Raw genomic sequence first — 13518 nt, 5'->3', positions numbered from 1 at the left:
AGGAGGTAAATTATGAAGAATAAACTATCCACTATCTCGAAAGATTCGAATCCTTTAGAAACAAATAGCGTTATCCCATCCAAGAAAAGAAACTGGTATAAAAAATTAGATGAACATTTTGAAAAAACACTTATTATTATTGGCTTTAGCTTATTTATTCTGCTTATTAATGCTCAGGTAATAAACAGGTATTTTTTGCCTTTCATTGAAATTGCTAATATCACAACTTGGACAGAAGAAGTTGCACGCTATTTGTTTATATGGGTGACTTATTTGGGTGTTAGTTTGACTATTAAATACAACGAGTCTATTAAAGTAGAAACTTTAATTAATAAACTATCACTCAAAAAAAGAACTATTATCAATATTGGAAATGCTGGCTTAATATTAGGCTTTTGCCTCTACCTAATCTATTATGGAAGTAGCATGGTGTTAGATTTGGCTATGACTGGCCAATCCTCTCCTGCTTTAGGCATACCAATGTTCATTCCCTACGCTATCATTCCTTTTGGGTTTTTTCTAATCGGAATTAGGCTTTTTCAAACAACTTTTGTCGATATAAAAAATATTAACCAAAAAGATATATTTTATGTATTCGCTTATATCTTATTAATGGTGAGTCCATTTATTCTAATCTCCGACGGAAACACTACACTGTTATTGTTTTTTTATCTAGCACTATTTATTAGCTTAGCCGTTCCAATAGCATTTGCTTTAGGTCTTTCAGCGCTAACAACCACTCTACATTCTACTTCCCTGCCTATCAGTTTCATGCCTCAAGCGGCATTTACCAGTATTGATGATTTCGCAATACTAGCTATTCCTTTTTTTGTAGCTACGGGGATTATTATGGGGAAAGGAAGCTTGATAAAAAGGTTACTAGAAATGGCAGACAATTTTGTAGGGTTTTTGCCAGGAGGCTTGGCTTTGGTAGCGGTTATAACTAGCATGTTCTTTTCAGCAATAAGTGGATCTGGCCCCGCAACAGTTGCTGCAGTAGGAACTTTGTTAATACCAACAATGACTAGACAAGGGTATCCCCTTGGTTTCTCAGCCGCTCTGATTGCTGCGGCTGGAGCTATTGGCGTTATTATTCCTCCTAGTACGCCATTTATTATATACGGTGTGGTAGCACAGGCTTCTATCGGAGATTTATTTTTAGCTGGTGTTGTTCCTGGCATTCTCTGTGCTTTTGCTCTGTGTTTGGTAGCCTACATCATATCCAAAAGAAATGGTTGGAAAGGGTCTCAAAAGAAATTCAATGCAAGAAATACTTTACTCTCTGTATGGCACGCTAAGTTAGCACTTTTAATACCTGTACTTATATTAGGAGGTATTTATGGAGGATTCATGACTCCCACGGAAGCTGCCGCATTAGCAGTCGCTTATGGAATTATAGTAGGAGTTTTCGTTTATAAGGACTTAGATAAACAAAAATTATATGAAGCACTTGTACAATCAAGCGTAACTTCTTCAGTTATTATCATATTAATAGCGATGGCTAACATTTTTGGAAGAATCATATCCGTAGAAGGAATTACAGAAACAGTAGCCTTATCTTTAACAAGTATAACTACCAACCCGATTCTTTTACTATTAATGATTAATGTGTTTCTACTTGTTATTGGTTTGTTTTTAGAAGCATTGGCCGCTATTGTTATATTAACGCCTATACTTTTACCTATCGCGCAGTCAATAGGAGTCGATCCCATACATTTTGGCATAATAATGGTATTTAACCTAGCTATAGGATTTATTTCCCCCCCTGTTGGTGTTAACTTATTTGTTGCTTCAAGTGTAGCTAAAACAAATATTGAAGGAATCATAAAAAAAATATTTCCCTTTTTATTCGCCATGCTATTACTCTTAATCGTCTTCACATATCTTCCTGGCATATATACTTGGCTTATTGGAGGACTTTATTAAAAAATTGGAGGAATAATAATGTCTACTTTTCTTGCACCAAAACAAACAGAAATTGGAATAAATTCATTTTCAAAATTAGCTCAATTAATAAATTCTCTAAATTCCCAACGCCCATTTATTGTAATGGATCATTTTTTAGCTAAGCCACCATTGGAATTGAATAACGAGCTCTTAAAAAATTGTGAAGATCTTAATATTTCCTTTGAATTTTTTACGGATTACTCTGGAGAGCCCACTACCCAGCACATTGACAAAGCTCTTTACATGGCTAAACAACATCAAGCTGATTGCATTATTGCTATTGGCGGTGGTAGCGCTTTAGATATCGGAAAAGTTTTAAAAGTTTTAATACCAAATGATTCATTAACTCTATTTGATCTATACGAGCACTTCCCTTCACACACTCTTCCGATGGTTGCAATTCCAACAACAGCTGGTACTGGATCTGAAGCTACTAAAATAGCTGTTATTACGGATACAAATACCAATCAAAAAATTAATCCTGGAAATTTTAAATTAGTACCCGATTTAGCTCTATTAGATGGGAAATTAGTTGAAAGTTTACCTTCTCATTTTACAGCTTATACTGGTATGGATGCTTTGACACATGCTATAGAAGCTGTTTTATCCACAAAAGCTAATATTATTACTGACCATTTTGCATTCAAAGCTATCGACATTATTGCAAAAAACATTGAAACAGCTTACACAGATGGGAAAAATTTAAATGCTAGAGAGCAAATGCTTATAGGTAGTTATTTTGCTGGGTTAGCTTTTTCCAATTCTTCTACTAATTTAGCTCATGCAGGCGGACGAGCATTAGGAACAGAGTTCCACATTCCCCATGGTTTAAGTGTTTCTATCCTATTGCCTTATGTGCTTGAATTTAATGAAGGCATCGCTGATGACAAATTGGTGCAGATCAGTGATTACTTAACTCAAAGCTATGCTTCAAGTACAGAAGACCTTAAAGTTGATTCTGCCAAAAATAGGGTGAATGGATTATTAGTTAAACTTGACATATGGCAAAATGCAAGCCAGTATATTGATCCAAATCAATTGTATGAGTCTATCCCCACACTCGTAAAAAATGCTTTTGATGGAAATGGAATAAAAACAAATTTAAAAGAACCAGAATTTAAAGATTTAGAAAATATATACTTGTCTCTTCATAAGAAAATCCAGACAAAATTTATTCAATCTTAAAATAAGCGAATCTTCTCGTATCTATTTTAGTTGTTTGAGATTTGTACTTAAATTATAATAACGATAGATCTTCACCAAAACATGGACTTGACGAGTTTTCTTCGACGGTTTCCGATTTCCAGGCGAATCCGCAGGCTGAAATGGGCAAAATTCCGATACCCGTGACCGCGTCGCCGAATCAGCTTGATTTTATGATTGGTTCCTTCGGCGGCGCCGTTTGGTTTGGATGTATGCATCCAGCCATAGGCTGGAAGGTGCAGCAGTGCTTTGATAAAATAGATGACCAAGTGGCTTCTTCCCTTCTCGGTGTTCTAGTCCAATACCAAAATAAAGGAAGAGCCGCTTTTTTCGTATCCCTATTGGCTCAAGTCCAACTTATGGTGAAGAGCCTATTTTTTTCTTTTTCCTCTAATAAATAACAATATACGAATTTCTGCATTTCTTATATTATACATTTTTATAATTCATACATTGTACTCTCTGTAGTAAAAACATGAACATTTAAATGGTTATGTAAAATAGAGGCTGGAAAACATTCCGTTGGAGAAGAATGAAGTAATTCGTGTAGTGCAGGAGTTTTGTCTGCGCCTTGAACTAAAAGAAAAATCTTTTCACTCTCCATAATAGTGCCCAGTCCCATTGTGATAGCATGAGTAGGCACCTTCTCATTAGAAGCAAAATGTTTCGAGTTGGCCTGGCGAGTACTAGGCGCTAGTTCAACTACCCGTGTTCTGGAAGAAAATTCAGTGCCAGGCTCATTAAAGCCAATATGTCCGTTTATGCCTAGACCAAGAACTTGCAAATGAATTGGTCCATGTTCTTTTATCAAATGTTCATAATGTTCAGCTTCATAAGTGGAATTATTAGTGTTCCCACGAGGAATATGAGTTTGGTCATAAGATAATTTCAATGGAGAAAAAACATATTGATCCATATAATAGTGATAACTATTCGGGTGCGCCGGAGATAAGTCAAGATATTCATCAAGATTAAATGTTTCAACTCCATTTAAATTTATCGGAGCGTGTTTTACATAGTTCACTAAACAGTTATAAGTTTCCTTAGGCGTTTCTCCGGTGGCAAAGCCTATTCTTGTTGTCGAACGCTCAAGAATATGTTGATACATTTGTTGTGCTACATATTGAGCTAGCTCGGACGTATTTTTTAAAACATGTATATGCATACTAAACGTTTCTCTCCCTTTAACTGTAACTATTTTCTATGATTCACAAAATTCGCAGTGATTTGCTGTGGTCTTGTGATAGCTCCTCCTACTACTACCGCATGAGCACCTAATTCTAATGCTCGGTGGTACCTTTCAGGTGTCGAGACATTTCCTTCCGCAATTACTGGTATCTTTAAAGAAGATTGTAATGTTTTCAGAAAAGCAAAGTCGTCTTCGTATAATTTGTGAGAAGCACTCTCTTGGGTGTAACCATATAAGGTGGTGGATACACAATCGCACCCGAGGGCTTCCGCATCCAGAGCTTCTTGTTTTGAAGAAATGTCTGCCATGATTTGTACATTTTCGTTTCGAGCTCGAATGTATTTGACTAAATCACGTAACGTTTCCCCATGAGGACGGAAGCGATGGGTAGCATCCAATGCAATCATTTCACAGCCGCTATCTAATAGTTCATCGACCTCTTGTTTCGTAGCGGTAATAAAAACGCTGCTATCAGCGTAATCACGTTTAACAATGCCAATGATAGGTAATGAAACTTCCTGTCGAATAGCGAGAATGTCTGCTTTTGTATTGGCTCGGATGCCTTTCGCACCGCCTTCTTGAGCAGCTATTGCCATTTTCGCCATGATCGATGAGCTGTGCAAAGGCTCATGGGCCAGTGCTTGGCATGAAACAACGAGACCGCCTTGAATATCTTGAATCATATGATCTCCTCCTGAAAAAATGGATAAATGCTACCTAGTAAGGCTGCATCATTTTGTAATCTAGCGGTTTGCAAAGGTGTCCGAAAACGTTTATCTGGCAAATATAAGTCAAGATGCGGATCAATATAACGAAGAAGCCGGCTCTCTTGTTGAGAAATTCCTCCTCCCAATAAAATCATGGAAGGATTTAATATCAACATGATCTCAGCAATCCCTTGAGCTACATTTGTTCCCCAGCGGTGTAAAAGCTCTTGGCCCTCTTTATTTCCTTTCTCTGCTTCCGTAAATAACGCTTCAATGGTTGATGGCAGCTCGGGGTATTGCTGCAATTGACGTTGCAAGCTATTTGTCGAAGCTCGAGTTTCATAGTTCGAATGATCCGTAGGATTTGTGAGCATGTAGCCGATCGAATTGCCATTGCCATAATGTCCATCCATCAATTGATCTGTGTAATAGGCTCCTCCAATTCCCGTACCTAAGGTCAGCAGATAAATGTTTGCCGGATCCGCTAACCCCCTTGCCCATATTTCTCCCAATAGAGCCGCTTTCACATCGTTTTCAACATGGACAGGAACGGCAAATGTTTGATGTAAAAAAGAAGCAATTTCTGTGCCCTGATAATGAGCGATGGTTGGGCCGGCATAGACTATTTTGCCTTGAGCACGGTCCACAATACCGGCTGTGCTCACTCCAATACCACTTAACACATAAGAAACTTGTAATTTCTCAATAATCCTTTGGATGGTTAAAAGAATGCCGTTCCCAGTGTTCTCAGGCGTCAACTGCTTGTGCTTGGTCTGTATTGCCCCCCCATAATCAAGCACAGCATATTTAATGTACGACCCCCCAATATCAATAGCAGCGTAGTACATCTTTATTTCCCCCCTCCTTATGAACTATCGATATCCTGAATGTGTTGAGTCAAAAGCCTTTTGGCTTCCAATCCGTCCGAATGTTCCATTGCCTGAAGAATAGCGTAGTGATCCATGGTTACTTTATGATATTGCTCAGCTGTAATATCGATTTGGATAACATCAAAAAAATACGTCGTAATCATATGCGTCATTTGAATAAATAAATCATTGTGAGTGGCTCGTAATAAATTTAAATGAAATTGCATATCTTGTTGCCGGTAGTCTTCTGGCGTACAAGCATGTTCTCCATCTCGTACAATTTGATATAAACCTTCAATATCTTGATCCGAACGATGGTTCATGATTTCCTCAATCGCACTACATTCGATTAAAACACGCAGGCTTTGAATTTCTTCTTGATTTCCACTATTAAGCTGCCATAAGAAGAAAAAATTACTTAATAAAGATTCAATATTTGTGTGATTGATCGTAGCTCCACTACCATGCCGGACACTGATTACTTCTGTATTTTCTAAAAAGCTTAACGCTTCTCGAACCACAGAACGGCTAACACCTAATATTTCTACAAACTTGCGCTCTGTGGGCAATTTATCACCTGCCGATAAATTTTGCTCAATCATGTACTGCTTGATTTGATGAATAACTTGCTTTTTTAACGAAATTTTTGCTTCGGTCATGAATAAGTCTCCTTTTGTATTTGTTGGAATCGTTATCAAAAAAGGTTGACTCATTAAATATAGCATATTAAGATGTATTGAAATTGGTCTGACCAAATAATACAAAAATATGAGCCAATGCGCAACTCATATTTCACATTGGAGGAGGAAAAAAATGAACGGAATATTTTCAGCGTTAGTTGTTCCATTTGACGAGCATGGAGAAATCATCGAAAAGGGGCTGCGTGAAGTTGTTCGTCACAATATCGATGTGCAACAAATAGATGGCTTATACGTCAACGGAAGTACCGGAGAAAATTTTTTGATGAACACGGAACAAAAAAAACAAGTCTTTCGCATCGTGCAAGAGGAAAGCCAAGGGGCCATTACTCTTATTGCTCAAATTGGTTCCTTAGACATTTACGAAGCTATTGATCTTGGCATCTATGCCCGGGATCTAGGCTATGACAGCTTGTCTGCAGTTACACCTTACTACTATCCGTTTTCCTTTGAAGAAATAAAAAACTATTATCTAACGCTTGTGAAAGAAACCAACCACAAGATGATTATTTATTCTATCCCTGCATTGACAGGTGTTCATATGAATATGAATCAATTTGATGAACTTCTACAAGAAGAACAAATTATCGGCGTGAAGTATACCGCAGGTGATTTCTTTCTTTTAGAACGTTTGCGTCAACGGTACCCCAATAAGATGATTTTCTCTGGTTTTGATGAAATGCTTATTCACGGCACGGTTTCTGGTGTCGATGGGGCTATTGGCAGTACGTATAATGTTAATGGACGCAAAGCCCGTCGTATTTTTGAATTGGCGCAAGAAGGAAATGTGGCTGAAGCCTATCAGTTGCAGCACGAAACCAATGACCTGATCGAATCATTGTTGGATATAGGTATTTATCAAGCGATCAAAGGGATCTTACGTGAACAAGGGGTACAAGCTGGGTTGTGCAAGGCACCGTTAACTCCGCGTCATAACGTTGATACAACGACCATGCAACAACTAATTAAAAAACATCAATTATAATTAAGGGGGCAGCTTTTATGACGGATGTTAATATGGGCGCCATCAACTGGATTGTTATCATTATCTATCTGGGTGGAATGCTCCTTGTGGGAGCTTATTTCACCAAACGTGCTGGGAAGAATACGGATTCCTTTTTTAAAGCTGAAGGAAAAATTCCTGCTTGGGCCGCAGGGTTTAGCATCTATGCGACAACGCTTAGTGCAATCACCTTTATGTCGACCCCTGAACAGGCTTTTTTGACTGATTGGTCGTATTCGGCAGGGAACATAGCTATTTTTGCTATTGTTCCACTGCTCGTCTATTTCTATATTCCATTTTTCAGAAAATTAAATGTTGTTACCGCTTACGAATATTTGGAAGAACGGTTTGGACCATCGATTCGATTAATTGGTAGCTTACTTTTCGTATTGTTTCATATTGGCCGTATTGCCATTGTCATCTACTTACCTACATTAGCGATTGGCTCCGTCTCAAATATTAATCCCATACTTATTGCGAGTATTGTTGGAATTTTGTGTATTATTTACACGTTTTTGGGTGGTATCGAAGGAGTTATTTGGAGTGATGTGCTTCAAGGCATTATCTTAATTGGGGGAGCAGCTCTAATTATCACGTTGGGCATCTTTTCCATCGATGGTGGGATTGGCACGGTCGTTGCTGATGCGGCAAGTGATGACAAATTTATTACCAGTCAAAACTTTCAATTAGGTACCGCAGCAGCAGCGATTCCCATTATTTTTCTTGGGTCAATCTTCAACAACTTGCATCAATACACGGCTAGTCAAGACGTCGTGCAACGGTATCAAACGACCTCTTCTGTGAAAGAGACCAGAAAATCGCTCATTACGAATGGCTTTCTTGCATTGCTGACGATTCCTTTATTTTATGGTATGGGTACGGTGCTATATAGTTATTTTAATCATGCGGGCACTCTACCGGACAATGTGAACACTTCAGCGATTGTGCCATTTTTCATTGTAACCAGCCTTCCAGCCGGAATAGCCGGTTTACTCATCGCAGCCATTTTTGCAGCAGCGCAGTCAACAATCTCTTCTAGTTTAAATAGTATTTCTGCGTGTATCACCGTCGATGTCAAACAGCGCTTTTTCGATGCTTCACCAAAAGAAAATGGGGTGTGGTTTGCGCGGGTCGTAATTATTATTGCTGGAGTACTTGGCATGTTAGCCGCTCTTTATCTTGTTTCGACCAACCGGGCGGAAACATGGAATCTTTTCTTAAGCTTAACAGGATTATTTGGCGTGCCCACCGCTGGTATTTTTGCTCTCGGAATCTTCACCAAGCGCGCAAATACGCCAGGCGTTATTCTAGGTCTTTTTGGAAGCGCTATTCTTTCGTATCTGATTCAACAAACCGCTTTCAGCCCATTTATGGTAAGTACTTTTTCATTCTTCGGATCGATGTTAATGGGGTATCTGTTTAGTCTATGTTTTCCTTCCCATGGAAAGAATATTGAAGGCTTGACGGTTTATTCCCTCAAGACGAAGTATCAACGTGTGAGCAAGGCGTAGTTGAAAAAACAAAAATTAATCATTTAATGAATAGCAGTGGCTAAAGATCTATGAGGATAAACATAAGGAAATAATCTCATAAAGTACTGCATTATTTGCTTGGATGTTATTGCTGGTTTTTTAGCTTCAATCTATGAGTTTTAGGCATCTAACACTCAAAACACGGATATGGTTACGGAATTGGCAATTCTTGAAAATGTCTATTGTTCAGAGTATGCTGATGCTACGAATTTTCGCATCCCGGCTTTATATCAAACCAGCCAAGGGACCACGATCGCTGGTGTTGATCGACGCGTCAACAGCGGAGCAGACTCACCGAATAATATTGATTCTATTCTACGACGAAGTTTCACAAACGGCCAGACATGGGAATCAGATAGCATTTTCATTAACAATTATCCCGGAAATGCTTCAAATATTGATTTATCTTTTGTCGAAGAAGAATCATCTCAAAAGCTTTTTGCCCTTGTCGATGGTTTTCCGCATGACACGGGTCTCATGGGGGGCATCGGAAATAATATTGACAGAGGCACAGGTTTTTCTACGATAGCCAATCAACTGTATTTCACTCTTTACGACAATGAGGATCAATCATATACGGTTCGGGATGATGGCATAGTTTATGATAAAAATAATCAACCAACGCCATATACAGTTAAAGATCACCGGATACTATATAAAAATGACAAGAAAGTAGATCATGTTTTCAGTTCAGCGTCTCCTCTTCAAGCAAAGCAAATTTCCTATTTAGAACTTTATACGAGTCAAGATGAAGGGAAAACTTGGTCTTCTGTTCAAGACCTTAATGCTCAAGTAAAAGAAGAATGGATGTTGTTTTTAGGTACGGGACCTGGAAATGGCATTCAAATTCAGCAGGGTCCCCATGAAGGACGTTTAGTTTATCCCGTGTACTTCTTTAATCAAAATAATCGTCAGGCAAGTGCCGTTATTTATAGCGATGATGGAGGAGATACCTGGCACCGGGGTGAGTCTCCGAATGAGGGGCGAATCACACCAGATGGAAAGCAACTGGATGAACGCACATTTTCAAATCGTGAATACGAATTGACCGAATCGCAAGTCGTTGAGATGCCCAATGGCCAACTAAAAATGTTCAGCCGGAATCGTTCTGGTTACGCCCAAATTGCTACCAGTTACGACGGAGGAGTTTCTTGGGATAATCATATTCAAACAGACATGGACCTACCAGCGCCTTATAGTCAAATGTCTGTAATCAACTACTCCCAACCGGTTCAAGGGAAACCTGCGATCATTTATTCAAGCGCTAGTGATCATACTCAACGTGTTAACGGCAAAGTCAAAGTTGGGTTGATTGAAGATCGTGGTTTCGATAATAATGGAAAAAAAGATTATGATATTAATTGGGTCGATGAACAACTTGTGAAAGAAGGACATTATGGGTATTCAAGCTTAACAGAATTGGCTGATGGAACTGTAGGTTTGCTTTATGAAGCAGATGCAAACGAAAACATTGATTTTGTACGCTTTTCTATAGAAACAGAATGAATAAATGCTAAAGATAAAAATAAATACAAAGTTGTTGTTGCTCAATGCACTTTTGCTTTGAACAGTATTGGTTTGAATCAACCATAGGAAGGAAAAATACAGGGTGTAAGATCATGTCCAAAAATCAAAGAAGTTTTGGCCAAGAGCATATATTTTTATTATTCTAATATAAGGAGGAGTTTCATGAATGGTTTAGGTGGCTTAAATAAAACCCCAAATGGCGTTGTTGTGGGCTTAGTTCAACTTGATCTCCCCACGATCCATTCGAAAGAAGATCTTCAACAACAAACACAAAAAGTTTGTGACATGATGGAAAAAGCAAAACAATTTATTGCCCCCATTGATCTTGTTGTTTTTCCAGAATATATGCTTCACGGACTCTCTATGGATACGAGCAAAGAATTAATGTGTAGCGTTGACGGCCCTGAAGTTCAGCAACTACAGGAAAGTTGTCGTCGAACTAATCAATGGGCCTGTTTTTCCATTATGGAAGTGAATCCAGATGGAAATCCATACAACACCGGTCTTATTATTGATAATCATGGTGTCATTCAATTACACTATCGCAAGCTGCACCCCTGGGTACCTGCAGAGCCTTGGGAACCAGGAGACACCGGTCTGCCTGTTTGCCAGGGGCCCAATGGCAGTGTGTTAGGTCTCGCTATTTGCCATGATGGAATGTTTCCAGAGGTAAGTCGAGAATTGGCCTATAAAGGCGCTAATGTTATTTTACGAACAGCCGGTTACACTCCTCCAATTCAACAATCCTGGGAAATTACGAATCGAGCTAACGCCTTTACTAACTTGGCTTTTACTGCCTCGGTGGCTATGTGCGGGACGGACGGTGTAAATGATTCAATGGGAGACGCAATGATCGTCGATTTCGAAGGCACCGTCACCACGCAGGGGGGAAATCGGGCAGATGAGATTATCACCGGAGAGATTCGTCCTGATTTAGCCCAAGAAGCTCGTGTCCACTGGGGCGTGGAAAACAATATCTATCAATTAGGCCATCGTGGGTACGTGGCCGTGGAGCAAGGAGTAACCGATGCCCCTTATACGTACATGAACGATTTAAAAAACGGTACGTATCGGTTGCCATGGGAAAACGACGTGCAGCATACGGATGGCAGTCGTTATGGTTTTCCTTCTCCACGAAGCTATTAGCCATTGCTTTATCGTCAGGCCCAACGAGAAGCAACGTCGCTGAGGACCAAGCAGTTCTTACCATGAGCCTCAGCGATCTTTAAATTTTCACCCACGCGAAAAATATTTGGTTCTTGAAAAATTGTTCGGGCAAAGCTTTTATGGATTAATTATGTGTAGCCTTGCCCACTCTCCGGGTATAAAAGAAAAGAATGATTAATACATTAAGGAGGAAAAGCGAATGGTACAAGTACGACAGTTTGATCCAAAGGTACAAAAACTGATTGACGGGCTCAATGTTGATTTGGCGAACGAATACGCCTCCGCCATCATGTACACGAATTACGCGGCGGTAGTTTCGGGGATTCATACCCCAATGCTGCGGAGTTTTTTCGAAGCCGAGATTGGGGATGAACAAGGGCACGCTCAATATCTAGCCGCCAAGATTCGAACGCTCGGCGGAACACCGGTAACAGAACCCGCAGCCGTTCAACAAACTTTTAACGTTCAAGAGATGTTGGAAACCGCTCGAAACGCCGAAGCAGCGACCATTGATCGGTATATGAAACGTCGACAACAGGCGAAAGAATTAGGAATGATCGAACTCCAAAATCAATTGGATGATCTGATTGATGATGAAACCGGCCATAAAGAACAAATCGAACGAATGCTTGAAGATTTCCGGAGCTCTTAATTCTTTTCGTAAGAAAAACGAAAGATAGTAATCGAGCCCCCGTTTCGAACTTCTCATAGTAAATGCAGGAAAATAACACTGTTGGTCTTCTATAGCTTTCTATAGCAAACGACAATATCATCAACGTGTTCTCATATGTACCCTTGTAAAATTAAGGGGAAAAAGAACGTCAAGTCTGTGCCGACTTGGCGTTTTTTCATCATATCCATTACTTCTAACAATCCCCCCGCCAGATTTAGTTTCACAGTTAAAAGGCCAAAAAGTAGACAGGATCTAATTTTCACGACGGGCGATGCTAAGTTCCATAGCAATGATATCACCCGCTTTGTCTTGAACGTGCCTTCCAAGCTTAACGTTGATATTCTTCCTATTCTTCGTTTCATTGTAATCTTCATATATGCGCAACCTACATCGCTGCGCTCTCCATCCAGGTAGCACCACCCCCTATTTATGATGTCTAATTAACTCAAGAACTTCTTGTCGTGCTGCCAGCTCCTGAGCAAAATGGCCTCGAACGGCAGAAGTGACGGTTACAGCGCCCGGTTTTTTAACGCCTCTCATAGCCATACACAGGTGTTCCGCTTCTAAAATCACCATGACCCCGTGTGGTTGGAGTACCGACATGATATTGTTAGCGATGGTGTAGGTCATTCGTTCTTGGAGCTGGGGCTTCTGAGCGACCGCTTCAACAGTTCTTGCGAGTTTGCTAAGCCCCGTAAACTCTCCCTCTTTCGGAATGTAAGCCACATGCGCTTGGCCAAAGAATGAAACAAGATGGTGTTCACATACGGAAAAAAAAGAGATGTCTTTCACGAGCACTAGTTCTTCGTGATCGTCAGTAAAGCTTGTTTCCAAATAGGTATGAGAGGGTTTATTTAAACCCGAAAAGATTTCCTTATAAAAACAAGCGACCCGATCCGGAGTTTCCAACAGAATATTTTCCGCAATAATCACTATTAGAGTCTGGCAGTTGAAGATATTTAACTAACGTTCTAATAGGCAAGTAGCTTTATGCAAATGTACA

General features: G+C 39.6%; 13 protein-coding genes. 7 read left to right on the top strand and 6 right to left on the bottom strand.

From position 1 onward, the window contains the following. Positions 1-12: 12 nt before the first annotated feature. Complete coding sequence (locus Q0757_RS14590) at positions 13-1926, top strand: TRAP transporter large permease subunit (protein WP_298788638.1); 1914 nt, start codon at positions 13-15, stop codon at positions 1924-1926. 18 nt (positions 1927-1944) lie between these two features. Further along, complete coding sequence (locus Q0757_RS14585; protein ID WP_298788636.1) at positions 1945-3132, top strand: iron-containing alcohol dehydrogenase family protein; 1188 nt, start codon at positions 1945-1947, stop codon at positions 3130-3132. A 71-nt stretch (positions 3133-3203) separates the two neighbouring features. Here the strand turns inward: Q0757_RS14585 and Q0757_RS14580 are convergent, their stop codons facing one another. The 5 genes from Q0757_RS14580 to Q0757_RS14560 all read right to left on the bottom strand — a co-directional run bounded on the left by Q0757_RS14580 (position 3204) and on the right by Q0757_RS14560 (position 6574). Beyond that, positions 3204-3419 (bottom strand): transposase, encoded by a 216-nt coding sequence (locus tag Q0757_RS14580; RefSeq protein WP_298788634.1) that lies wholly within the window; start codon positions 3417-3419, stop codon positions 3204-3206. 170 nt (positions 3420-3589) lie between these two features. Further along, complete coding sequence (locus tag Q0757_RS14575; RefSeq protein WP_298788631.1) at positions 3590-4315, bottom strand: glucosamine-6-phosphate deaminase; 726 nt, start codon at positions 4313-4315, stop codon at positions 3590-3592. 29 nt (positions 4316-4344) lie between these two features. Further along, entirely contained in the window at positions 4345-5022 is a 678-nt protein-coding gene (locus tag Q0757_RS14570; protein ID WP_298788629.1) for an N-acetylmannosamine-6-phosphate 2-epimerase, read from the bottom strand. Then, positions 5019-5894, bottom strand: a complete 876-nt coding sequence (locus tag Q0757_RS14565) for an ROK family protein (protein WP_298788627.1) — start codon at positions 5892-5894, stop codon at positions 5019-5021. Before Q0757_RS14565 ends, Q0757_RS14570 begins: the two co-directional genes overlap by 4 nt. A 17-nt stretch (positions 5895-5911) precedes the next feature. Further along, positions 5912-6574 (bottom strand): FadR/GntR family transcriptional regulator, encoded by a 663-nt coding sequence (locus Q0757_RS14560; RefSeq protein WP_298788625.1) that lies wholly within the window; start codon positions 6572-6574, stop codon positions 5912-5914. Positions 6575-6728: 154 nt separating this feature from the next. Between Q0757_RS14560 and Q0757_RS14555 the strand changes: the two genes are divergently transcribed. From Q0757_RS14555 to Q0757_RS14535, 5 genes are all read left to right on the top strand, one after another. Next, positions 6729-7598, top strand: coding sequence for an N-acetylneuraminate lyase (locus tag Q0757_RS14555; protein ID WP_094908666.1), 870 nt, complete (start codon positions 6729-6731; stop codon positions 7596-7598). A 17-nt stretch (positions 7599-7615) separates the two neighbouring features. Beyond that, on the top strand, positions 7616-9127 hold the full coding sequence (locus tag Q0757_RS14550; protein ID WP_094908667.1) for a sodium:solute symporter: 1512 nt from the start codon (positions 7616-7618) through the stop codon (positions 9125-9127). Positions 9128-9295: 168 nt separating this feature from the next. After that, a complete protein-coding gene (locus tag Q0757_RS14545; protein WP_298788615.1) occupies positions 9296-10654 on the top strand; it encodes an exo-alpha-sialidase in 1359 nt (452 codons plus the stop codon). Between the two features lie 183 nt (positions 10655-10837). Beyond that, a complete protein-coding gene (locus tag Q0757_RS14540; RefSeq protein WP_079474109.1) occupies positions 10838-11821 on the top strand; it encodes a formamidase in 984 nt (327 codons plus the stop codon). 220 nt (positions 11822-12041) lie between these two features. After that, positions 12042-12494, top strand: a complete 453-nt coding sequence (locus Q0757_RS14535) for a ferritin-like domain-containing protein (RefSeq protein ID WP_298788609.1) — start codon at positions 12042-12044, stop codon at positions 12492-12494. 444 nt (positions 12495-12938) lie between these two features. Here Q0757_RS14535 and folE read toward each other — a convergent pair whose 3' ends face one another. Next, positions 12939-13448 (bottom strand): GTP cyclohydrolase I FolE, encoded by a 510-nt coding sequence (folE, locus tag Q0757_RS14530; protein ID WP_298788607.1) that lies wholly within the window; start codon positions 13446-13448, stop codon positions 12939-12941. Positions 13449-13518: the final 70 nt, after the last annotated feature.

Origin of the sequence: uncultured Marinococcus sp., assembly GCF_947493875.1 — a bacterium.
GTDB lineage: Bacteria > Bacillota > Bacilli > Bacillales > Marinococcaceae > Marinococcus.
This window is presented reverse-complemented; position numbering and strand designations above follow the sequence as displayed.

What these genes read in the sequence shown, in the direction of transcription:
- Q0757_RS14560 (WP_298788625.1), bottom strand. Translation starts at nt 6,574, where the DNA reads ATGACCGAAGCAAAAATTTCGTTAAAAAAGCAAGTTATTCATCAAATC.
- Q0757_RS14565 (WP_298788627.1), bottom strand. Translation starts at nt 5,894, where the DNA reads ATGTACTACGCTGCTATTGATATTGGGGGGTCGTACATTAAATATGCT.
- Q0757_RS14585 (WP_298788636.1), top strand. Translation starts at nt 1,945, where the DNA reads ATGTCTACTTTTCTTGCACCAAAACAAACAGAAATTGGAATAAATTCA.
- Q0757_RS14555 (WP_094908666.1), top strand. Translation starts at nt 6,729, where the DNA reads ATGAACGGAATATTTTCAGCGTTAGTTGTTCCATTTGACGAGCATGGA.
- Q0757_RS14535 (WP_298788609.1), top strand. Translation starts at nt 12,042, where the DNA reads ATGGTACAAGTACGACAGTTTGATCCAAAGGTACAAAAACTGATTGAC.
- Q0757_RS14570 (WP_298788629.1), bottom strand. Translation starts at nt 5,022, where the DNA reads ATGATTCAAGATATTCAAGGCGGTCTCGTTGTTTCATGCCAAGCACTG.
- Q0757_RS14590 (WP_298788638.1), top strand. Translation starts at nt 13, where the DNA reads ATGAAGAATAAACTATCCACTATCTCGAAAGATTCGAATCCTTTAGAA.
- Q0757_RS14550 (WP_094908667.1), top strand. Translation starts at nt 7,616, where the DNA reads ATGACGGATGTTAATATGGGCGCCATCAACTGGATTGTTATCATTATC.
- Q0757_RS14545 (WP_298788615.1), top strand. Translation starts at nt 9,296, where the DNA reads ATGGTTACGGAATTGGCAATTCTTGAAAATGTCTATTGTTCAGAGTAT.
- Q0757_RS14575 (WP_298788631.1), bottom strand. Translation starts at nt 4,315, where the DNA reads ATGCATATACATGTTTTAAAAAATACGTCCGAGCTAGCTCAATATGTA.
- Q0757_RS14540 (WP_079474109.1), top strand. Translation starts at nt 10,838, where the DNA reads ATGAATGGTTTAGGTGGCTTAAATAAAACCCCAAATGGCGTTGTTGTG.